A 22,076-nucleotide genomic window follows, 5' to 3' on the forward strand; every position below is an offset into this window, starting at 1 on the left:
ATGAACTTGTACCGAATGGTACAACATGGCCATGCCGCGTGCAACGCTGATCCTCTGGGAAGATCGCTCACCTTCCCACCCGGCGGGAACCGGGTGGGAAGCGAGGGTCAATCGTCCGCCTTGTTGGGGAACGCGAAGCCCAGGGGCTGGATTGCCGTTGCGTCCTGCTTCAGGCGGGCGGCCATCTGTTCGTATTCGCGTTCCGTCTCCGGGGTGACGCTAGCGCGCGACTCCTTCAGGGCACCTTCGAAGTCGGCCATCGTCACGTCGGTCGAATCGATCGAGCGACGCAAGGCCACCAGACCGGCGCGGCGGACGACATCTTCCAGGTCTGCACCCGAGAAACGGTCGGTGCGGTCGGCGAGGCGGTCGAGGTCGACGTCGGACGCCAGCGGCATCTTCTCGGTCTGGATACCGAGGATGCGGCGGCGGCCTGCCTTGTCCGGCACCCCAACATAGACGAGCTCGTCGAACCGGCCGGGGCGCAGCAACGCCGGGTCAATCAGGTTGGGGCGGTTGGTCGCGCCGATCACGACGACCGACTGCAGTTCCTCCAGCCCGTCCATTTCGGCGAGGATCGTGTTGACGACGCGTTCGGTCACCTGTGGTTCGCCTGCGCCAGACCCGCGCGCCGGCACCAGCGAATCGAGTTCGTCGATGAAGATCACGCACGGCGCGACCTGGCGTGCGCGCTGGAACAGGCGGGCGATCTGCTGTTCGCTTTCGCCATACCATTTGCTCAGCAGGTCGGACGATTTGGTGGCGATGAAGTTCGCCTCCGCCTCGCGCGCGACGGCCTTGGCGAGCAGCGTCTTGCCGGTGCCGGGGGGGCCGTAGAGCAGGAAGCCCTTGGCCGGTCGGATACCGAGGCGGCGGAACGCGTCGGGGTTCTTGAGCGGGAGTTCGACACCCTCCTTCAGCCGCATCTGCGCGTCGTCGAGACCGCCGACATCGACCCAGCGCACGGTCGGCGCCTGCACCATCACTTCGCGCATGGCCGAGGGCTGGACGCGCTTGAGCGCCCCGAGGAAATCCTCGCGCGTGACCGACAATTCGTCGAGCACTTCGGGCGGGATCGTCCGCTCCTCGAGGTTGAGCTTGGGCATGATCCGCCGGACCGCCTCGATCGCCGCCTCGCGGGTCAGCGCGGCGAGATCGGCGCCGACGAAGCCGTAGGTGGTGCGCGACAGCTCATCGAGATCAACGCGGTCGCCTAGCGGCATGCCGCGCGTATGGATGCCGAGGATCTCGCGACGACCGCGCTCGTCCGGCACGCCGACTACGATCTCACGATCGAACCGGCCCGGACGACGGAGCGCTTCATCGATCGCCTCGGGACGGTTGGTGGCGGCGATCACGACGAGGTTCGCACGTGACTCGAGACCGTCCATCAACGTCAGCAACTGCGCGACGAGACGCTTCTCCGCCTCGCCCGACACCTGGCCACGCTTCGGCGCGATCGAATCGATCTCGTCGATGAACACGATCGACGGCGCTGCCTTCGCCGCTTCCTCGAACACTTCGCGGAGGCGCGATTCAGACTCACCGTACGCCGAGCCCATGATCTCCGGACCATTGATCAGGAAGAACTGTGCGTCGGATTCATTCGCGACGGCACGTGCGAGGCGCGTCTTGCCGGTGCCGGGAGGGCCGTGCAGCAACACGCCCTTGGGTGGATCGACGCCAAGCCGCTGGAACAGTTCTGGATAGCGGAGCGGCAGTTCGACCATCTCGCGCAGCTGGTCGATCGTCTGCGCCATGCCGCCGATATCGTCGTAAGTAACGTCGGCGCGCCGTGCGGCCTGCGGCTCCTCGTATTCGGAGCGCAGTTCGATCTCGGTATTTTCGTCGATGTGCACCACACCCTTGGGGCTGGCGGCGATCACCGCGAGTCGGATCTCCTGCAATGCATACGCCGGCGCGTTCATGAACTGCTGGACGTTGGGTGGCATGTTGCCGACGCGCTGGTGCCCCGCGGTCGCAACGATATCGCCCTGGCAGATCGGCCGCCCGAGGAACGTGCGCTTGAGTGCGTTGGTCGAACCCTGGAGGCGGAGGTTCTGCTGCGCCGGCGCGAACACGACGCGGGTTGCCGGTTTCGACTCGGCTTTGCGCACTTCGACGAAATCGCCCGAACCGACGCCGGCATTGGCACGCTGAAGGCCATCGATGCGGAGGATATCGAGACCTTCGTCTTCCGGATACGGACCGACGGCGCGCGCGGGCGTGTTCTGCTTGCCGAGGATTTCGATCACGTCGCCTTCGCCGATGCCGAGCGTCGCCATCAGCGCGCGCGGCAGGTGCGCCAGGCCGCGGCCGCTGTCTTCGGGACGCGCGTTGGCGACCTGAATTTTCCGCGTGGGGATTTCGCTATCGGCCATATCGACTCCATTCGATCTCGTAGCGTCCGAGATAGGGGGCCGGTTCCAGCCTTGTCAGGGGTTGAAAACACAAAAAAAGGGCCGGCCAATGAAGGCCAGCCCATGAAAGTTTTTAGGAGAGGATGCCTGAAAGGCGAGGTCTTTTTGCGGCGAGACGGTTCGTGTTGCAAGTGCGAAGGGATCAGCTACGATTGCGCTAACTGCAATCGCATGCATGAATGCGTCCAGCGTTCATTGTCACACTTGTCGAGTCGAAAGAGGAATCATGCGCAGGCTGCCGCCATTGGGGGCTATCGAGGCGTTCGTGCAGGTTGCGCGGCTGGGGTCGATCAAGGCCGCCGCTGAGGACCTGGCTCTGTCCGCACCTGCGCTCAGCCGGCGCGTGCAGAGCCTCGAGCGCTTCATCGCCAAGCCGCTGTTTGCGCGGCGGCATCAGGCGATGGTGCTGAATGCGGACGGCGAACGGCTGCTTGCGCAGATCGCACCGGTGCTCGATTCGCTGTCGGACGCGGTAGAATCGCTGACCAGCACGACCGAAGTGCTGCGGTTGCGTCTCGGAATCCTGCCGCTCTATGCGTCGCAGAAGCTGTTTCCCAAGCTGGGCGAGTTGCGCACGTCACATCCCGAACTGCATCTCGACATCGATACCGCGGCGCATCTGGTGTCGCGGCTGGGCGATGGGCTCGACGCGGTGATCGCCCTGTCGCGGGAGATCGATCCGGCGTTCTACGCGCGGCGGCTCGATCGGAACTCGGTATATGTGATCGGTGCGCGGAGCCTGCTGGAGCGCGCGGACCCTGTCACGCGGCCTGAACAGCTCTCGACGCTGACGGCGCTGGTACACCGCGACATGACGGATACGTTCACGGCATGGCGGACGGCGGCGGGGCTCGACGATATCGAGCCGCTCGCGATCGATCATTTCGATTCGGGGGCTTTGATGCTGGAGGCGGCCGCGCAAGGGCTTGGCGTCGCGTTCATGCATGCGAGCCACTTCGAGGATGCGAACGATCCGCGTCTCGTTCAGCTGTTCGATATCGAGGTCGAGAGCCCGTACAGCTACTGGTTCGTGTGCCGCCCGCGGGCGTTGCAGACCAAGCCGGTGAAGCTGTTTCACGATTGGCTGATACGGACGGTGGCGGAGGTCTGACCGCTGCTCCCCTCCCGCTTGCGGGAGGGGTCGGGGGAGGGGCGTGCCTCACTAACCGGACGCCGGTACGTACGTCGCGCCCTCCCCTAGCCCCTCCCGCGAGGGGGAGGGGAATTCAGCTTAAGCAGCGCGTGCCTTGACGATCTTGCCCGGCGAACGCGGGGGCTCGCCCTTCGGCAGCGCGTCGATCAGGTCCATGCCGTCGGTGACTTCGCCCCAGACGGTGTACTGCTTGTCGAGGAAGCGCGCGTCGTCGAACACGATGAAGAACTGCGAGTTCGCCGTGTCGGGCTGGTTGGTGCGCGCCATCGAGCACACGCCGCGGACGTGCGGTTCGGCCGAGAATTCCGCCTTGAGGTTGGGCTTGCTCGACCCGCCGGTGCCGTCGCCGCGACCGCCGTCACCGCCCTGCGCCATGAAGCCCGGGATCACGCGGTGGAAGGGGACGCCATCGTAAAAGCCTTCGTTCGCCAGCTCGGCAATCCGCTCGACATGCTTGGGGGCCAGATCGGGGCGGAACTTGATCGTGACGTCGCCGCCATCGAGGGTCAGCGTGAGCGTTTCGGGGGTGTCAGCCATTCATGTTCTCCTGAATTGATGCGCGGCAGATAGGGAGCCGCACTCCGACTGGCAAATGCACGCGCGTCGCGTTAGGGCCCAACCGCGCATCTTTTAAGGGAGGCAGCCATGAGCGAACTCGAGCTTCCCGAGGTCGAAACCGACACCCAGCCCGAAAACCAGCTCGATCGCGACGACCATCTGCGTCCCGAATTCGTACGGGCCGTGCTGGATGCGGTCGAGGACGGCGACGACGAGGGCGCGCGCGCCCTCGTCGAGCCGTTGCACCCGGCCGACATCGCCGATCTGTTCGAGCTGACCCCGCAGGAAGATCGCGCGGCGCTGGCGCGCGCGGTCACCGACCTGCTCGGCGGCGACGTCTTCGCCGAGATGAACGATTACGTCCGCGAGGACCTGATCGACGCGCTCGAGCCGCATCAGGTCGCCGATCTCGCGTCCGAACTCGATACCGACGATGCCGTCGCGATCATCGAGGACATGGACGAGGACGAGCAGCGCGCGGTGCTGCGCGCGCTCGATCCCGATGATCGCGCCGCGATCGAGGAGGCGCTGAGCTACGCCGAGGAATCCGCCGGCCGCCTGATGCAGCGCGAGCTGATCGCGGTGCCCGAGCATTGGACCGTCGGCGACGCGATCGATTACCTGCGCGGTCATGAAGAGCTGACGACCGATTTCTGGGAGATATTCGTCGTCGATCCCGCGCACAAGCCGATCGGCACGTGCCAGCTCTCCTGGATGCTGCGCACGCCGCGCGGGATCGCGATCGCCGATGTGATGAAGCGCGAGCAGACGCTGATCCCGGTCGACATGGACCAGGAGGAAGTCGCGCTCCGCTTCCAGAAATACGCGCTGATTTCGGCGGCGGTGGTCGATCATGGTGGCCGGCTGGTCGGGATGATCACGGTCGACGACATCGTCCACATCATCTCCGAGGAGGCGGGCGAGGATACGCTGCGCCTTGCAGGCGCCGGCGACGGCGATATCAACGAGCCGATCCGGCTGACGGTGCGGACGCGGTTCACGTGGCTGGTGGTCAATCTTGGCACGGCTATGGTCGCATCGTCGGTCGTCGGGCTGTTCCAGGGGACGATTGCGAGCTTCGCGCTGCTCGCGGTGCTGATGCCGATCGTCTCGGGGATGGGCGGCAACGCCGGCACGCAGACGCTCGCGGTGGTGGTGCGCGCGCTCGCGACCAACCAGCTGACGAGTTCGAATACGCGGCGGATGATCGGCCGCGAGTTCCGCATCGCGGCGGCGAACGGCGTGATGCTGGGCGCGCTGATCGGGCTCGGGACGTACGTGATCTTCCGCAATACCGATCTCTCGATCGTAATCGCGGCGGCGATGCTGACCAATAATCTGACCGCTGGGCTGGCCGGCGTGCTGGTACCGGTGACGCTCGACAAGTTCCGGATCGATCCCGCGGTGTCGTCCGCCGTGTTCGTGACGACGATGACCGACACGATGGGGTTCTTCTCGTTCCTCGGGCTGGCGGCATTGTGGGGCCTGCACGGTTGACCGCCGAGTTTTAAGGCCCATTTCCAACGCCATGCCGCTCCACCTCACCAAAGTCGCGTTCGGCGCGGAAAGCGTCGATCATCTGGCGGAGCGGCTCCGGCTGCGTGGCGAAGAGGGGCCGGTGTTCCTTACCACGCGCTATCTGCCGAAGCGGCATGAGGAGGTCGCGGGTCAGGGCTCGATGTTCTGGATCCTCAAGCACCAGCTGATCGCCCGCTCGCCGATCCTCGGGTTCGGTGAGGCGGAAGAGGGGCGCGTTGCGATCCACATCGATCCGAAGCTGGTCCTCGTGCAGGCCCGGCCCAAGCGCGCGCATCAGGGCTGGCGGTATCTGGAAGGCGCGGACGCCCCGCTCGATCTGGGGGGCGATGCGACCGGCTTGGACGTGATGCCGCCGGCGTTGATGACGAAGCTGGCGGAGTTGGCGCTGATCTAACATGAGTGTCCGAGCCCGCTTCCCGGAGCACTCGCGGGGCGGGTATCTCGGACCGGCTTCGCCCGACTTGAATACCCTTACGGTTCCCCGCTTCCGCCCGGCTTCCCGCACACTACCGGACCGCCCGCCGCCGAATCGACACGGCATTTTGCAGGTCCGGTCACCGTCACGCTTCCCAGGCCCGCATTCGTGACCTGCGCGGTGTAGCGCGCCGCGGCCTTGGTCTCCCCTACCCCATCGAGGTGCACGGTCAGGTCGTTGACCGCTAACCCCGACGCATCGATCGCCCCTGGGCCACTCGTTACCAGTCGCGCCCTAGCCGCGCGGCCTGCAAGCGTCATCTGGCCGGTGCCGATGACCGTCGCGTTCAACTGATCGGTGTCGGCCGCGCCCAAGGCCAGGCTCCCGTTGCCGCTGACCGTCACGTCGACGCGCATCCCGCGCATCTTCGCGATCGTCAGCCGTCCTCCCGCCGCGACGCTCGCGGACGTGAGCCCGGGGGTCGAGAGCGTGACGACGATCGGACCGCTCGTGCCACCGCCGCGCGGTTGCTCGCCCCAGCCGCCGGCGCCCTTGCGAACGGAGAGCGTGGTGCCATCGACGCGGACCGTGACGCCGTCGTCGCTGCGCGATCCCGTGATCGTCGCGCGCGGCGAGCCGATCGTGACGCGGACCTCGAACGGCCCTTCGACGCGGACCCGGTCGAAGCTGCCGACCGAGACGGTCCGGCCGGCAACGGGCGCCTGCGCGAGTACGGGCGACGACAGGAGCAGCAACGGTGCGAGCAGGAATCTCATGCTCGCGATCGTCGTCGCTTCCGTGTCGTCACGCAAGCCGGATGGCGTGGCGGATCAGTTGCCGCAGCGGACGCGCCCCGAGCCCATCTTCGAGGTCGTGCAGCGCGCGTTCGGGCCGAGATCGACATCGCCCGATCCCATCATGTCGACCGTGGCCGACCCGTTGACGACCGCACGGACGCTGCCCGACCCCGCCATCTCGATCTTCGCCGACTGCGCGCGCAGCTTCGTGCCGTCGAGGTCGCCCGAACCGGCGATCTCGACCTTTAGATCACGTGCGGAACCGGCCGCCCGCGCGGTGCCGGAGCCAGCGATCGAGAATTTCGCATCGTCGACCTGGATCGCGCCGACGTAGAGGTTGCCGGAGCCTGCGATCCCGCCCGCGAACCCGCCGCCCTCGATACGATCGATCGCCATGTTGCCCGATCCCGAGACGTTGGCCTCGGTCAGCCGTGGCAACGTGACGAACACCTTGACCTTGGCGCCCTTGTTCCAGCCGAAGCTCGTCCCGGTCTTGCGCCCGATGTTGAGCGTGTCGCCGTCGCGATCGATCCGCAGCCGGTCGAGCTGCTCGCTCGGCCCTTCCGCGCGAATCGAGAAGCCGGTGCCGACGCGGACATCGACGTCGTCCGAACCGCGCAGGTCGATGCCGTTGAAACCGGCAACCTGATATGTCCGGGTCGTCCCCGAGCCGGAGGCCGCTGCGGCCGAACCCTCGTCGTCACTGTTCCAGCTGAACGAGCAGGCCGCGAGAGGAATGATCAGTCCGAGCGCAAGAAAGTTCATCGCATCCTCCTGTGTGTTGCGCGAACAATACACCTGATGCGGAACGCCGCAAGGCTAATTCATGCGAGGCCGCTCGTCGGGGCCAGACCTGTTAGCCGCGCTTGCACGGGTAGGCGTCGCGCAGCGCATCGCGCACGACGAAAGACGGCGCGCCGGTCCCCGTCTTCCTGGCACGCGCGTGCAGATATTTTCGGACGGCTGCGGCCACCTTGACGTTCGAGGCGCGGGCCGGGAGCGGGCAGATATCGCCCGACAGCGACAGCGCGTCGAACTCGCCGAGAATGTAGCCGGTGCAGAAATTGGCGGAAGGATCGCTATCCTTGCCTTCGCAGAATTCCAGGAGCTGCTGGGTCGTGAGCGAACTCACCACCACTGGTCGATCCGGCGTTCGATCGGCCGCAGCGAGAGTGGCAAGCATCAGCAAGATCATCATAGTCCCTTCGCACAGGCCGGCTTCAGCCGGTCGCAGCGCTTACATAGGGCAGCAGGCGCACGCGCGGGAATACGTCGTCGAGCGATTTGGTGTCGGGCAGAATATAGACCACCCCGCCCTTCTTGTGGAACTGCGGGCTGAGCTTGCCGGTGTAGAATTTGGTGCCGACGTTGATGCAGCCGAAGCTGATACGATTGTCGTCGGGCGTCGGAGACAGCAGCCGCTCGACGCGGTGCTCGTTCTTGTGCGTGGTGATCACCGCATGCAGCGCGACCGAATTGGCGTAATCCACCCAGATGACGCGCTGGCGACCAAAGGCGCGCCCAAATTTGCTGACGAACCGACCGGCGGGCGTGGTCCGCTCGGCGGGACCGATATCGGCAAGGTTCTTTGCGCCGACCCCTGGCGACGAGTCATCGCCGATGCCGACACCGAGCAGCACGGGCGTCTGGCCGAGAAACTCGCCCTTCGCGCTGAACAGCAGCAGCGACGCGGCCTGCTTGTCGATCACCACATAGGGCAGGCCCTTATTGTCGTGTTCGGCCGTGATCCACGCGAGCATGCGGCTCGCCGGTTCGGACTGCGGGGGGAGCACCAACGGCGCCACCACCACGGCCTTGGCCTTGGTCCGCGAACGCGCTGGAGCCTTGGCCTTGCGCGCCTTGGCCGCACCCGGCACGATTTTCGTGGGAGCCGCCGACGCAGGTGCAACCAGCGCCAGCGTCAACCCGGCGACCGCCGCCATGCGGCGAACGCGACGGAACAGCCCCGTGGACCTAAAGCCCGGGATCAAGATGGGCGTGTCCAACAGGGCCGTCCGTCGATGCAAGCGCGTGCGAAGATCGGTTTAGCCGCGCGGCTTGCGCTGGCGCTGCTTCGCCTGCTGCTGGACCTGCTGGTCGATACCGTCGACGCGGCCGGTCAGCTGATCGATGCGCTGGCCGTTCTGCTGCGACTGGCCGGCAGCGGCCTGAGCCTGGGCGAGTGCCTGGCCGGACGTACCCTCGACCGTGCGCAACTGACCGTCGAGGCCATCGATGCGCGTGTTGACCACGGCGATCTGCTCGCGGACGAAGCCCTTCGTGGCGCAGCCGCTGAGGCCGATACCGGCGATAAGGATCAGGGCAACCGTCGGGTATTTCGGGAGATTCGTACGCATAGACTTAACCTTTCCAAACATGGATGGCGTCAGTCAGCGGAGAGCCGGCCGAATAACAATCGATATCCGGCGAGACGTTCGCTCCGTGCGGCGAGAGTAGTTCGCGCCGGCATCTACGACTGGATTTCGGGCGTAACGATCCTGCCGATCATTTTCTTTCCCTGTAGCAAGGTTACGTTCAGGAAAGCGCCACAAGCCAGTATTACCTCGCACTATACTTGCGCGCACCCGGCAAAGGTCGGGACGGCAGGTGAGATGTCCTCGGATCGCCCTGCAATCTTCCCGCGCAATGAGGAGGTGATTGGCCGATCCCCAAACGAAAAAGGGCGGCCCCGCAGGACCGCCCCTTCGTCGCATCAAGGAACCAGGCGGTTACGCCGGCACCTTGTCCTTGTTGTAGATCGCGGCCGCGGCGCGGAGGATGTCGAGGATCTTCTCCTGCGCCTTGGGCTCGTCGAGCTCTTCCATCGCCGCCAGTTCGCGGGCGAGGCGGCTGGTCGCGCCTTCGAAGATCTGGCGCTCGGAATAGCTCTGCTCGGGCTGGTCGTCGGCACGGAACAGATCGCGGACCACTTCGGCGATCGACACGAGGTCGCCCGAGTTGATCTTCGCTTCATATTCCTGCGCGCGGCGCGACCACATGGTGCGCTTGACCTTGGGCTTGCCCTTGAGCGTATCCATCGCCTCGCGCATCGTCTTGTCGGACGACAGCTTGCGCATGCCAACGCTTTCGGCCTTGTTGGTCGGAACGCGGAGCGTCATGCGCTCCTTCTCGAACCGGAGGACGTAGAGTTCCAGTGTCATGCCGGCGATTTCCGAGCGCTGGAGCTCGATCACACGGCCGACCCCGTGCTTGGGATAAACGACGAAATCACCGACATCGAAGGACAGTGCCTTGGCAGCCATTTGGGGCCTTTCCGGATCAGGCCTCACCGCGACGCCTCGACGAAGGACTCGTCGCTGCTGCATCGGGGGAGGGATAGGTCTGTACGTCAAGCGGATGACGTGAATCATCGCGCCCGTCGCGGACCCGTCTAGCAGCTTTGCAACAAAATTACCAGCCGAACGTGGCAGGCGGCTTGCCGTTTTCGGGATTCGCCGCCTCTTATCAGTCGCCTGCGCCGGGCTCAGGCGAGAAATACTTGTCGAACTTGCCCTCGACGCCCTTCATCGCGTCGGCGTCCGGCGGCGTCTGGTTGTCGTTGCGCGTGACGTTGGGCCATTGCGCCGAGAAGGTCGTGTTCAGCTCGAGCCACTGCTCGAGGCCACTTTCCGTGTCGGGCAGGATCGCCTCGGCGGGGCATTCGGGCTCGCACACGCCGCAGTCGATGCACTCGCTGGGATTGATCACCAGCATGTTCTCGCCCTCGTAGAAGCAGTCGACCGGGCACACTTCCACGCAGTCCATGTACTTGCAGCGGATGCAGGCATCGGTGACGACGTAGGTCATTGCAGAACTCCTGGGCCGGATTCCTTTCCGGCGACGAACGGGGTTGCGACTATGCGCGCAGGTCGGTCGCGTCAATCATAGCAAGCCTTCTGCGAGACGTTATCAGGCTTTGTCGCTCTCGTATCCTCCCCCGCCAGGGGGAGGTGGCTGGCACTTGCCAGACGGAGGGGGAGGAAAGGGAAAACCTCGGTTGCGTATCCTCCCCCTCCGTCACCTTCGGCGCCACCTCCCCCTTGCGGGGGAGGATCGAATTTATTCCGAAGCAGGATCGCGCACCGTGCCGGCAGGCGTCCGCCCAGCGATCAAATCCTGGTAGCAGCCTTGAGCCTCAGGCGCCGGCCCTCGCCTGACCGGCAACGCCTCAACCCGGATCACCCGCACCCGGTCCTCCACCGCAAACGTCAGCACGTTGCCGATCCGCACGGGACAATGCGCACGATCGATCGGCCGTCCGTCGATGCGCAGATGCCCCTTCTCGGCGATCGTCTGCGCGGCGCTGCGCGTTTTCGCGAGCCGCACGAACCACAGGAACCGATCGATCCGCATCGCGCCTTCAACCATGGCGGACCAGTGCGGCAAGCCCGGCAAACGCGTTCTGCCGCGACGGATCGATCGGAGCAGGCGCGACGGCCCGTGCAGGGGGACGACCGCGCCAGACCCAGCGCGGCGCGTCCCCCGCCAGCGCCTTGAACCCGAGTTCGGCCATCAATCGCTCCAGCGACGCTTGGTCAACGCCGATCGAGGTGGCCAGCGCAGGATCGGGCGCGAACGGCGTGCGCCCCCGCCGCGAGTCGTGTGCGGCACGCGCGATGCGCTCGATCAGGTCGATCCGGACCGCCTGAAGCCCAAGCGGACGGAAGCCGGCCTCCAGGACCGCACCCTCGCTGCCACGCGCCAGCACGGTCGCGCCTTCGCGCGGGGCGGTTATCGTTACGCCGCGAGCAGCCGCCAAGATACGCCGCCAGCGCGCCGACTCGGGCTTGAGCAACCGCGCGTCGAACAGGTCGAGCGCGCCGACTGTAATCCCGATCTTGCGCAACCGCTTGCGCTCCTCGGGATCGATCGCGTCGAGCGCCAGCCGCATCGGCAACCGCGGCAGGATCCCGCCGGCCTCCTCGATCGCACTCGCGACGGCACGCAACGCCGGCGTGGCATTCGGATCACGGCTTAATTCGGCGAGGTGGACCAGCACGGCGATCCGCCGCTTCAGCATACCCGCAAGCCACAGCGACAGCCGCGCCTCGATCCGATCGCGCGCGCGCTTGTCGAGGCAGTCGAGCGACCGATCGAGGACCAGCTTCGGCCGCGCGAACGAAGGCCCAGCGCCCAGCTTGGCGACCGGATGCCCTGCCCAGATGACCTGCGCCGCATCGTCGAGCGCGATATCGGCGTCGGGCGCATCGACCAGCGACTGCCCGCGCCGCGACCGCTCGCCGGTGAGCCGCCTTTCCGCCGCCGCGAGCAGCAACCGCTTGTCGCTGGCCCGCGCATCCGCCGCCACCGTGAACCGGAACCCGTCGAGGCGACCGATCGGATGATCCTCGACCATCACCTCGCCCTCGGGCCCGATCACCACCGGCAGCGCGCCCGCATCCGCACCAATCTGACGCATCAGCGCAGTCGTGCGCTTGTCGACGAACCGCTGCGTCAGGCTGGCGTGGAGCGCATCCGACAGGCGTTCCTCCAGCGCGGCGGTCCGCGCCGCCCAGAGCGTCGGCTCGGCCAGCCAGTCGGCGCGCTGTGCGATATACGCCCAGATCCGCGTCGCCGCGATCCGCCCGGCGATCACCGGCACGTCACCCGCCACCGTATCGAGCCGCGCGATCTCGTCCGCGAACCACTGGTGCGGGATATGCCCGCGGCCTTCGCTCAGATGCCCGAACAGCCGCGATACGAAACGCGCATGCGGATCGAGGCCGACTTTGCGGAAATCAGGCACGCCACAAGCCGCCCACAGGCGCGCGACCATCGCAGGGTGCCGTGCGCGTTCGCGGACCCAGCCTTCCTCCGCCAGCCGCTTCAATACCCCCAGATCGAGAGCTTGCGGCGCAGCGCGCAAAACGCCAGCGGGCGGTCGCGCTTCCAGGCTCGCGACCAGCGCATCGATGCTTGTGAAATCGGGCTCGCCCTGCCGCCAATAGAGGTTCTCGAGTCGCGGAAACCGGTGTTCCTCGATCGCCAGCACTTCCTCCGGAAGGAACGCGCCGGGACCATCGTCGGACAACGCGCCGAACGTGCCGTCGCGCTGGTGCCGCCCCGCCCGCCCCGCGATCTGCGCCATCTCCGCCACTGTGAGGCGACGCTGCCGCTTGCCGTCGAACTTGTTGAGGCTAGCGAACGCGACGTGCGCGACGTCCATGTTGAGCCCCATGCCGATCGCGTCGGTCGCGACAAGGTAATCGACCTCGCCCGCCTGGAACATCGCGACCTGCGCGTTGCGCGTGCGGGGGGAGAGCGCGCCCATGACGACGGCCGCACCACCGCGCAGACGCCGCAGCATCTCGGCGACCGCGTAGACCTCCTCTGCCGAGAACGCGACGATCGCCGATCGCTTGGGCAAACGGCTGATCTTCTTCGCGCCCGCATAGGTCAGCGTCGAGAAGCGCGGCCGGTTGACGATCTCCGCACTGGGGACGAGCTTCTTGACCATCGGCCGCAGCGCTTCGGAGCCTAGGATCATCGTCTCCTCTCGCCCGCGCGCGCGCATCAGGCGATCGGTAAACACGTGCCCACGCTCCGGGTCGGCGCCTAGCTGCGCTTCGTCCAACCCGACGAAAGCGACGTCGCGGTCGGGCATCGATTCGGCGGTGCACAGGAACCAGCGCGCATCGGGCGGCACGATCTTCTCTTCGCCGGTGACTAGCGCGACCCGGTTCGCGCCCTTGATCGACACCACGCGGTCATAAACCTCGCGCGCCAGCAATCGCAGAGGAAAGCCGATCATGCCGCTTGAATGCGCGCACATCCGCTCGATCGCGAGGTGCGTCTTGCCGGTGTTGGTCGGGCCGAGAACCGCCGTGATCCCGTCGTTCGCGCCGTCGTTCATTCCAGCAACATCGGGGGTAAAGTCTGCGTGCGCAATGACCTGCGCAGAGTTTCCTTGCAGATTACGTCCTGCCCCCGTGCAGCCCCATCTCGCCGCAAACTTGGTCGTGCGTACACATCGGTTAATTTGACTTTAGCATGTATCGACCACAACGACGCCTTGAGCGCCGGGGGAACGGCAACATCGGGGCGGGCCTGCGTGTATCTTCGTAACGATCAAGGCTTCGAACTGGCCGGCGGCACGGCGAGCCCGGCATTCGGCCGCGCGCTTTCGCCGCCTGCCGCTGCTCGCGCGCCCTCTCCCGTCGACGTTCTGCGCGATCATGCCGCGCGGATCGACTGGGTGCCCGATCTCGGCCACCGCATCGGCAGCCTCGACTGGTGGCGTGGGCTTGCGACGTGCACCGCCTTGTGCGCAGCGACCTGGGCGCTCGCACCGAATTTCAGGCCACTGGTCGGTGCGGTGCCATCGCCGCTTGCCGGAGCCGAGTGGGAGGAGACGCGTGCGCAGGGCATCGCGCCGCTCGCCCAGGGCGCGACCACCGGGCGGCGGATGGCGGCGAACGATCTCGTCGCGCCGCTCGCGGACGTGCCCGAACGCCCGACGCTCGAACTGTCCGCGACGCTGGGCCAGGGCGATGCGTTCGACCGGGCGCTGATGCGTGCCGGCGTCGGCCGGAACGATGCCGAGGCCGCCGCGGCGCTGGTCGCGCAGTCGGTCGACCCCAAGGCCATCCCGGCCGGCACGCGGATCGCACTCACCCTCGGACGCCGGCCGGACCGCACGGTCGCGCGGCCATTGGAACAGCTCGATGTCCGCGCACGCTTCGATCTCGCGCTGTCGCTGACGCGCGGTGCGGGCGGGCTGACCGTGAACCGCAGGCCGATCGCGGTCGACTCGACGCCGCTGCGGATCCAGGGCTTGGTCGGCTCCAGCCTGTACCGCTCCACGCGCGCCGCCGGCGTCCCCGCAAAGGCGGTCGAGTCCTTCATCAAGGCGATCTCGACCCGACTCTCGCTCCGCCGCGACGTGACGGCGGCGGACAGCTTCGATGTCATCGTCGAGCGCGAGCGTGCCGCGACCGGCGAGACGCGGATCGGCGATCTCCTCTTTGCCGGCATCGACCAGGGGCGCCGCAAGGTGCAACTCGTGCGGTTCGCGCCCGACGCGGCAAACGTCGACGCCGACGAAGAGTCGAGCCGCGGCGGCTGGTTCGACGCGAACGGACAGACCGAGCGGCGCGCCGTGTCGGGCATGCCGGTCGTGGGTCGGATCACATCGAGCTTCGGGCTGCGCATGCACCCGCTGCTGGGCTTCACGCGAATGCACAAGGGCCTCGATATCGGTGCGCCCTACGGCTCGCCGATCCACGCGATGACCGACGGCGTGGTCGCGTTCGCCGGCCGGACCGGCGGCTACGGCAATTTCGTCAAGCTCGTGCACGGCGGCGGGCTGGCGAGCGGCTACGGCCATATGAGCCGGATCGCGGTGGGCTCGGGCACGCGGGTGCGCGCCGGCCAGGTGATCGGCTATGTCGGCTCAACGGGCATGTCGACCGGCCCGCATCTCCACTGGGAAGTGTGGAAGAATGGCGCGGCGATCAACCCGCGCTCGGTGTCGTTCGCGAGCGTGGCCGCGCTGTCCGGCGAGAAACTCCGCGCGTTCAAGGCGAAGGTGGCGCAGTTGCTGGCAGTCCGCGTCGGCGGGTAGCGAACGCGCGGTCCTGGACCGTCGGACCTAGTCGTGCGCCGATGGCGGCGGAAAATCGAGCACGGCGCCGGTATAGGTCTCGACGACTTCGCTGAACGGCGTTCCCGCCGCCGTGACGAGAAGCGCCCGGTTCTCGATCACATGGTCGGGAATTTGCAGCATCGGCGGTCCGGCGGGGATCGGCCTCCCGCTATCCCAGCCGTCCGGCAACGGCGACCACAAGAGCCGCGCCGACAGCGTCTGGCGTCGAAACCCGAGCGGCTGCACCACGCGTCCGAAGGCGGTATTGCTCGTATCGAGCGCGGCATTCATCGCCGCGGTCAATCTCGACGGAACATACCAGTTGTCGGCCTCGGACAGCACATGGGTGCCGCATCGCAGCCGCACCCTTCGATAGCGGATCGGCTCCTGATCGGTGACGCCGAGCCGCCGCCGCTGGTCCGCCGTCGGTGCCTTGACCGCCGCGGTATCGCGATCCGCGACGATCCTGGTTCCCGGCGCAGCCATCCGGTGGCGCGCGCACCAGTCGTCCAGCGCCAACGTCGCGCTGTCTCGCGTGAGCAGGTCGATCTCCAGCGACTGGAGGGCAGCGAGACTCTCCGCCCTGCCCGCGATATTGCCGGGCCATCGATGAGCGGCGGAAGCGGCCACCGATGGCCCAGCGAGCATCATGGGAAGCGTGAGGACAATCGCGCGGTCGATCATGAACCCTCCGAATACGGCGATACGAGCGCCAACTCGCAGCATTCTAGCCTTGAACCCGGCAGGTTGCGAGCATCGCCGGGCGCTCTATTTCCCCTGTGCCCGCCAGCGCTGGATCGTGCGGCCGATGATCTGGTCCTCGCCGCCGACGTCGCGCCACAGTTCGGAGAATAGCGGGTCGCCGGACGCCGGACGCTTCGACTCCTCGAGCCCGTCGAACGAAACGCGGATCGGGATCGTCACGCCTTCGCCGCAGATGATGCATTCGCGGTTGCGCAGCGCGGGGATCGAATCGAGAAACCCCCGCGCGCCCTCCGGCATCGCGGCACGGACGAACGCCTGGTCGCGGTCGTTGTTGAGGCGCATCGCGATGATCGTGCCGCACTGCGACAGTACGCCTTCCGCAAGATCGGACGGGCGCTGCGTGATGAGCCCGAGCGACACGCCGTATTTGCGGCCTTCCTTGGCGATCCGGCCAAGGATCCGGCCGACCGAACTGCTCGTCTCAGCCCCCGCCGGGATGTAGCGATGCGCCTCCTCGCAAACGAGCAGGATCGGGCGCTGTGGTTCGTTGCGCGACCAGATCGCGAAGTCGAACGTCATCCGCGCGAGCACCGCGACCACCACCGAGGTGATATCCGACGGCACGCCCGACACGTCGATGATCGAGATCGGCTTGCCGTCACCGGGCAAGCGGAAGATCCGCGCGAGGAAGCTCGCCATCGTGTCGGCGACGAGCATGCCCGAAAACATGAAGCCATAGCGCGGGTCGGCCTTGATCTCGTCGATCTTCGCCTTGAGCCGCAGATAGGGCGCGGTGTCCCCGGCCCGGTCCATCTTGCCCATCTCGGCGCTGATGATCGTCGTCAGGTCGCTCAGCAGATACGGGATCGGCGCATCGACGGTGAGCTTGGCGATCTCCTGCCCGAGGCGGCTCTTGGCCTTCGCGGCGAGCAGGCATTTGGCGAGGATGTCCGCGTCGAACTGCCGCGCGGAGCCGCTACTGGTGAGGAACACCTCGCAATGCTCCTCGAAATTCATCAGCCAATACGGCATCTGCAAATTCGAGACGTCGTAGATCGCGCCGTTCGACCTGAACGCAGCGGCATATTCGCCGTGCGGATCGATCATCACGATATGCCCCTGCGGCGCGAGCTCGCAGATCCGGTGGAGGATCAGCGCGGCACTGGTCGACTTGCCCGTGCCGGTCGATCCGACGAGCGCGAAATGCTTGCCGAGCATCGCGTCGACATACAGCGCGGCGCGGATATCGGTGGTCGGATAGACCATGCCGACCTCGATATTGGCGCGGTCCTGTGCCGCATAGACCTGCTGCAGGTCGGCGGTGGTGATCGGAAACACCTCGCAACCCGGCATCGGATACCGCGTCACGCCGCGGCGAAACTTGTAGAGCCTGCCGGTCAGTTGCTCCTCGTCGCCCTCACCGAGAAAATCGATCTCGGCGGAGATGCAAGTGCCGGCGGTGTCCTCGAGCTTCAGCGAACGGATGTTGGCGACCAGCCACGTCGCACCGACGCGCATCTTCACCTGACTGCCGACCTGCCCCGCCGCCGCGACCACGGGATCGGTATCGACCGACGCCGCACCGAGCGCGGCGCGATCGAGCAGTACGCGACTGCTGGAGCCGGCGATTGCGAAGACGACGCCGATCGGTGTGGCGGGGCAGCAAGATGCAGCAGGGGCAGCCGATGCAGCAGGCGACATCCCCGGCGCGGCCATCGGTCCGCCGGTTAACGGTACTGCCCGCAGGAACGCATCATGGCCCGACAAGTCGCTCATTCCGGCAAGATCTCCAGTCATTACAGCGACTGTGGCATCCAAGGCGTAAATATCCGGTGACGACCATGTCGACGATCCGAGCCGGACGATCCTGGTACGATACTTCGACGGTAGCTATCCTGCGTCTAACGATCGCTACAGTCTGCGCGCGATCCAACCCGCGGCCCAGCCCAGGAATACGGACAGCGCGACCGCGACCAGCCCGTACATCACCGACGAACGATCCGCAGCGCGCGCGACGAACCGCTCGAAGCCCGATTTGCGGATGTCGATATCGCGCACCGCCGCCGCCAGCACGCGACCGTCGCGGATGAGGAACGTCTCCGCGGTAAAGCGGCCGACGGGCACGCGGGCGGGGATCGAGACGCGGGCGCGGTAGAGGACGCCGTCGGTGATCTCCACCGCGCCGGGAGCCTCGTAATACAGCCCGGCACGACGCTTCAGATCGACCAGCCCCTTCTGGAAGCGATCCTGCGTATCGACCGGCGCGCTGGAGGCCGGGGACAGTTGCAGGCTGTCGAGCCCAAGTTCGTAGATCGCCCGCGTGCGATCGTCGACCAGACGGTCGATCGGCTTGGACGAGGCGATCGCGTAGAAGCTGGGCGCGGACCGATACCGCAGGCGCGAGGCGTTGACCCAGATCCCAGCGACCTTCTCCTTCTCGCGCATCAGGATCGATTGCGTCGGCCCCTTCACTACCACGACGATTTCGGTCGGATGCTCGTCGCTCGGCAAGCGACCGCCGGGGTAGAGGATCGCGCCGAACAGGAGCAGTTCGGCACCGGTGAAGCTGTACGCGATCTCGATATTGCGTTGCGAGACGTCGGGCACGAGCACGGGCTTGGCCTGCGCCATCAGCAGCGGCGCGAGCAGCAGGAATGGCCAAGGCTTCATGCCCCTGCCCTCACGACAACGTGACCGAGAAGATCTCCTCGGGGCGCCAGACGAGACCGAGCAGGATCCGCACGCCGATCAGCAGCACCATGACGGCAAGCGCGAGCCGCAGATATTCCGGGCGGAACTTGGTCGCGAACCGCGCACCGACCTGTGCGCCGACGACCGAACCGAGCAGCAGCAGCCCCGCAAGGACGATGTCCACCGCCTTGGTCGTGGTGGCATGGACCATCGTCGCGACCGCGGTGACGAACAGCGTCTGGAACAACGACGTGCCGACCACCACCGACGTCGCCATGCCGAGCAGGTAGATCATCGCCGGCACGAGGATGAAGCCGCCGCCGATGCCGAGCAGGATCGTCAATATGCCGGTGAAGAAGCCGAGCAGCAGCGGCGCGAGCGGCGAGATATACAGGCCCGAGGCGTAGAAACGCGTACGCAGGGGAAGCGCGGCGACGAGCGGGTGGTGGCGGCGCTTGCGGGCTTTGGGCGGCCGGCCGGTGCGCGCGCGGCGGATCGTGCCAACCGATTCGCTCGCCATCATGCTGCCGATCGAACCGAGCATGACGACGTAGACGATCGCGATCACCGTATCGATCTGCCCGCTCTGCTGGAGCAGCCGGAACAGCCACGCCCCGAAGAACGACCCGACGACACCGCCCGCGACGAGCACGCCGCCCATTTTCGTATCGACGCCCTTGCGGCGGAAATGCGCGAAGACGCCTGACACGCTCGCGCCGGTCACCTGGCTCGCGGACGATGCGGCGGCGACGGTCGGCGGGATCCCGTAGACGATCAGCAAAGGCGTCGTCAGGAAGCCGCCACCGACCCCGAACATCCCCGACAACAGCCCGACGCCTCCGCCGAGCAGGATGATGACGAGCGCGTTGACCGACAGGTTGGCGACGGGGAGATACAGATCCACGCCCTCAGCGTTACACCGGATTGCGCGCGCGGGGCTAGGCTGGACAAACATGGATCTGCATCGGTTTGGTCGTGCGGCGCGTGTCAGAAATCGCTGCCGATCGAGAACGCCGGGCCCGAGCCTGGCCGCGCGGTGCCGGCGATCCGTTCGCGCCAGTCGAGCGCGAGGCGGATCGTCCTGCCGGCGACCGGAACGGTGGCGAAGATCGTCGGGCCGATATCGAAGCGCTTGGCGCCGCGCTGGGCACTGCCCCAGGCACCGAGACCGATATCGGCGCGTGCACCTCCGAGCTTGCCGAGCGGATGCGTGAGACGTGCCGAGGCATCGACGAACGCTTCGACGCCATCGCGCGCGATCGCACCGGCCTGGCCGTACGCTTCGAGGCGGATGCCGGGGGCTATGTCGGACGGGCCATAGCCGGCGATCGCCCCGATAGTGGGGCCGCCGCGTCCGCCGTCGAGGACGAAGCGCTGCTCGGCCACCAACCGGACCGGTAGGCGGGTCGGTTGCCATTCGATGCCGAGCGCCGCCTCGCGCCCGACACCCTTGAGGGGTGCGGCAAGGCGTGCTGCCAGCGCGAACCGACGTCGGGTGCCGAGCGCATAGGTCAGTCGGACGCCACCCTGCGAGGCGCCGAGCTGCCCGCCTGAGACTGTGCCGGCAGGGCCGCCGCGGACGAGCAACCAAGTGCTGCCATTCAATCGGGGCGAGCCGCGGGCGGCGGCAGGCGGCGCGCTAGGCGACGGGATCGGAGCGGGTCGATGCTCGACGTCCGGTGGTGAGAGCCGAACCACATTGGCGTCTTGCAGCGGCGGTTCGACGGCTCGGGGAAACGATACCCTTCCCACGGCGATCGGCGTTGGCGACCCTGCGATCTCGACCGCCTGCGTCGAGCGGACCGGTTCCGGCACGCTGCGAAAAACCGCGGCCGCGACGTCGGGCACGAGAACCTTTATCAAGCGGGGAACCACGTCCAATGGCGGGATCGAACCGATCTCGGGCAGCAGCAGCGCGACACGGATCAGCACCCAACCGCCTAGCGCCAATCCGAGGAACCGCAGCGGGCGCCCACCGGTCATCCGTTTCGGACGGCCTCGGAGGCTCTCATGAGGAAACCGCCGACTGAGCGCACGGCATGTCCGGAAAATCGTGGCGCGTCTTGTCCCACACCGGCGCGGCACCGCGCAGCATGCCGATGTATAGGATCACGGCGCGCGGCGCGGCGACCAGCGAGACGAGGTTGCCGACCAGAAACCGCGGGAGTGACCACATCGCTTCGCGCAACCCGTAACTGCGGCCGGTGAAAAGCATGCGGATCGCGAGTCGCCACGCCAGCAGCGCCGCGTTGGCGACCAGCAGCCAGAACGCGACCGACCATGATGCCGCCGGATAGACAGGATTCGCATAGGTGGATGTTTCGCCGAAGACCCAGTGGAGCAGCAGCGATCCGCCCCACGCCGGAATGGCGATATAGGCGACCGCGAGGATCACGACCGCCAGTGGTGCGCGCCGGTCGCGCATCCGCATCCAGTGATCGGCAAACGCGCGCGGCCGCCCCCAGCCGGTGCGATCCCAGCCGGCGAGAGCGATACCCGTCATCCACCGGGTCTTCTGGCGAATGGACTCTTTCATCGTACCGGGGAAATAGGCGCGGACCGCGACGACGGTGCCCGCATCGTCCGCCGCGACCCGCGCAAAGATCCCCCGCGCGCCGAGTTCGGCGAGGCGCAGGCCAAGCTCGTAATCCTCGGTCAGGCTGGAGGCATCGAACGGGTCTCCGCCGCGCGCCTGGGCGATCATCGCCAGCACGTCGGGCGCGATCGCGCATCCGGTACCGGCGAGCGGCATTCCCGCGCCGAGCGCGGTCCGGACGATGATCTGTTTTGCATGCGACTCCGCAAATTGGTAGCTGCTCTTGTGAACGACCAAGCTACCTCAACTGCGGAATGTCCGGTTTGGGCAGGAAAGCGGAACGGCCGCTTAAAGGCCGAAATTCATGGTTTTAAACCTCGACATTCCATCAGGTCTCCACCAAGTTTGATCAGGAAAACGGGGGCATATCATGATATCCAAACGTCGAACCTTGGCGGTCACTGCTGTCATTGGAGTAGGTGCATTAGCGGTAGCCGCTCTGCCTTCGCCGAAACTAAATTTCTGGTATAATTATCACCCGGCCGCAACCGTCCGGACCGCGACTATCATCTCAACTGCGGTCGACTACGACGGCAATAGTCACGTTCTGTCGATGCGCTGCGTGAAAAGTAGTAGCGGGACATGTCGGTTCGCGGTCAAGGATGGGGGCGGGCAACG

General features: G+C 66.5%; 21 protein-coding genes. 4 read left to right on the top strand and 17 right to left on the bottom strand.

Going from position 1 to position 22,076, the window contains the following annotated elements:
- Positions 1 to 107: 107 nt before the first annotated feature.
- Positions 108 to 2,381: a CDC48 family AAA ATPase gene (locus IFR23_RS07550; protein ID WP_192975327.1), complete on the bottom strand. Its 2,274-nt coding sequence runs from the start codon at positions 2,379 to 2,381 to the stop codon at positions 108 to 110.
- 265 nt (positions 2,382 to 2,646) lie between these two features.
- Between IFR23_RS07550 and IFR23_RS07555 the strand changes: the two genes are divergently transcribed.
- Complete coding sequence (locus IFR23_RS07555) at positions 2,647 to 3,531, top strand: LysR substrate-binding domain-containing protein (RefSeq protein WP_192975328.1); 885 nt, start codon at positions 2,647 to 2,649, stop codon at positions 3,529 to 3,531.
- 120 nt (positions 3,532 to 3,651) lie between these two features.
- Here the strand turns inward: IFR23_RS07555 and IFR23_RS07560 are convergent, their stop codons facing one another.
- Positions 3,652 to 4,110, bottom strand: coding sequence for a peptidylprolyl isomerase (locus IFR23_RS07560; protein ID WP_093398276.1), 459 nt, complete (start codon positions 4,108 to 4,110; stop codon positions 3,652 to 3,654).
- A gap of 108 nt (positions 4,111 to 4,218) precedes the next feature.
- Here IFR23_RS07560 and mgtE point away from each other — a divergent pair, with 108 nt between their 5' ends.
- Together mgtE and IFR23_RS07570 are read left to right on the top strand one after the other, a co-directional pair.
- A complete protein-coding gene (gene mgtE / locus IFR23_RS07565) occupies positions 4,219 to 5,628 on the top strand; it encodes a magnesium transporter (RefSeq protein WP_107963406.1) in 1,410 nt (469 codons plus the stop codon).
- A 31-nt stretch (positions 5,629 to 5,659) separates the two neighbouring features.
- Positions 5,660 to 6,064, top strand: coding sequence for a DUF1489 family protein (locus IFR23_RS07570; protein ID WP_056053914.1), 405 nt, complete (start codon positions 5,660 to 5,662; stop codon positions 6,062 to 6,064).
- 77 nt (positions 6,065 to 6,141) lie between these two features.
- On the opposite strand, the gene IFR23_RS07575 is transcribed toward IFR23_RS07570, so the two are convergent.
- From IFR23_RS07575 to IFR23_RS07615, 9 genes are all read right to left on the bottom strand, one after another.
- Positions 6,142 to 6,897: a GIN domain-containing protein gene (locus IFR23_RS07575; protein ID WP_192975329.1), complete on the bottom strand. Its 756-nt coding sequence runs from the start codon at positions 6,895 to 6,897 to the stop codon at positions 6,142 to 6,144.
- An 18-nt stretch (positions 6,898 to 6,915) separates the two neighbouring features.
- Positions 6,916 to 7,647, bottom strand: coding sequence for a head GIN domain-containing protein (locus tag IFR23_RS07580; RefSeq protein WP_192975330.1), 732 nt, complete (start codon positions 7,645 to 7,647; stop codon positions 6,916 to 6,918).
- 91 nt (positions 7,648 to 7,738) lie between these two features.
- On the bottom strand, positions 7,739 to 8,065 hold the full coding sequence (locus tag IFR23_RS07585) for a Rap1a/Tai family immunity protein (protein ID WP_244655522.1): 327 nt from the start codon (positions 8,063 to 8,065) through the stop codon (positions 7,739 to 7,741).
- A 37-nt stretch (positions 8,066 to 8,102) separates the two neighbouring features.
- Complete coding sequence (locus IFR23_RS07590) at positions 8,103 to 8,825, bottom strand: hypothetical protein (protein WP_192975403.1); 723 nt, start codon at positions 8,823 to 8,825, stop codon at positions 8,103 to 8,105.
- A gap of 102 nt (positions 8,826 to 8,927) precedes the next feature.
- Entirely contained in the window at positions 8,928 to 9,239 is a 312-nt protein-coding gene (locus IFR23_RS07595; protein ID WP_192238355.1) for a hypothetical protein, read from the bottom strand.
- Positions 9,240 to 9,611: 372 nt separating this feature from the next.
- Entirely contained in the window at positions 9,612 to 10,145 is a 534-nt protein-coding gene (locus IFR23_RS07600) for a CarD family transcriptional regulator (RefSeq protein ID WP_056053923.1), read from the bottom strand.
- A gap of 202 nt (positions 10,146 to 10,347) precedes the next feature.
- The gene (gene fdxA, locus IFR23_RS07605) at positions 10,348 to 10,689 is read right to left on the bottom strand and encodes a ferredoxin FdxA (protein ID WP_031393648.1); all 342 of its coding nucleotides are present in this window, start codon (positions 10,687 to 10,689) and stop codon (positions 10,348 to 10,350) included.
- Positions 10,690 to 10,941: 252 nt separating this feature from the next.
- The gene (locus tag IFR23_RS07610) at positions 10,942 to 11,235 is read right to left on the bottom strand and encodes an RNA-binding S4 domain-containing protein (protein WP_192975332.1); all 294 of its coding nucleotides are present in this window, start codon (positions 11,233 to 11,235) and stop codon (positions 10,942 to 10,944) included.
- Positions 11,236 to 11,242: 7 nt separating this feature from the next.
- On the bottom strand, positions 11,243 to 13,735 hold the full coding sequence (locus tag IFR23_RS07615; RefSeq protein WP_192975333.1) for a helicase-related protein: 2,493 nt from the start codon (positions 13,733 to 13,735) through the stop codon (positions 11,243 to 11,245).
- A gap of 198 nt (positions 13,736 to 13,933) precedes the next feature.
- On the opposite strand from IFR23_RS07615, the gene IFR23_RS07620 reads away from it, so the two are divergent.
- Positions 13,934 to 15,445, top strand: a complete 1,512-nt coding sequence (locus tag IFR23_RS07620) for a peptidoglycan DD-metalloendopeptidase family protein (protein ID WP_192975334.1) — start codon at positions 13,934 to 13,936, stop codon at positions 15,443 to 15,445.
- 27 nt (positions 15,446 to 15,472) lie between these two features.
- Here IFR23_RS07620 and IFR23_RS07625 read toward each other — a convergent pair whose 3' ends face one another.
- The 6 genes from IFR23_RS07625 to IFR23_RS07650 all read right to left on the bottom strand — a co-directional run bounded on the left by IFR23_RS07625 (position 15,473) and on the right by IFR23_RS07650 (position 21,695).
- Positions 15,473 to 16,150 carry a hypothetical protein gene (locus IFR23_RS07625; RefSeq protein ID WP_192975335.1) on the bottom strand — a complete coding sequence of 226 codons (678 nt, stop codon included), beginning with the start codon at positions 16,148 to 16,150 and terminating at the stop codon, positions 15,473 to 15,475.
- A gap of 84 nt (positions 16,151 to 16,234) precedes the next feature.
- The gene (locus IFR23_RS07630) at positions 16,235 to 17,887 is read right to left on the bottom strand and encodes an ATP-binding protein (protein WP_446740892.1); all 1,653 of its coding nucleotides are present in this window, start codon (positions 17,885 to 17,887) and stop codon (positions 16,235 to 16,237) included.
- 195 nt (positions 17,888 to 18,082) lie between these two features.
- Positions 18,083 to 18,841 carry a TIGR02186 family protein gene (locus IFR23_RS07635; RefSeq protein ID WP_244647326.1) on the bottom strand — a complete coding sequence of 253 codons (759 nt, stop codon included), beginning with the start codon at positions 18,839 to 18,841 and terminating at the stop codon, positions 18,083 to 18,085.
- A gap of 10 nt (positions 18,842 to 18,851) precedes the next feature.
- Positions 18,852 to 19,766: a sulfite exporter TauE/SafE family protein gene (locus tag IFR23_RS07640; RefSeq protein WP_107963395.1), complete on the bottom strand. Its 915-nt coding sequence runs from the start codon at positions 19,764 to 19,766 to the stop codon at positions 18,852 to 18,854.
- Between the two features lie 83 nt (positions 19,767 to 19,849).
- Entirely contained in the window at positions 19,850 to 20,845 is a 996-nt protein-coding gene (locus tag IFR23_RS07645) for a hypothetical protein (protein WP_192975337.1), read from the bottom strand.
- 25 nt (positions 20,846 to 20,870) lie between these two features.
- Complete coding sequence (locus IFR23_RS07650; RefSeq protein ID WP_192975338.1) at positions 20,871 to 21,695, bottom strand: glycosyltransferase family 2 protein; 825 nt, start codon at positions 21,693 to 21,695, stop codon at positions 20,871 to 20,873.
- Positions 21,696 to 22,076: the final 381 nt, after the last annotated feature.

The organism is Sphingomonas sp. CFBP 13603, assembly GCF_014892665.1.
In the GTDB taxonomy this organism is placed as follows: Bacteria; Pseudomonadota; Alphaproteobacteria; order Sphingomonadales; family Sphingomonadaceae; genus Sphingomonas.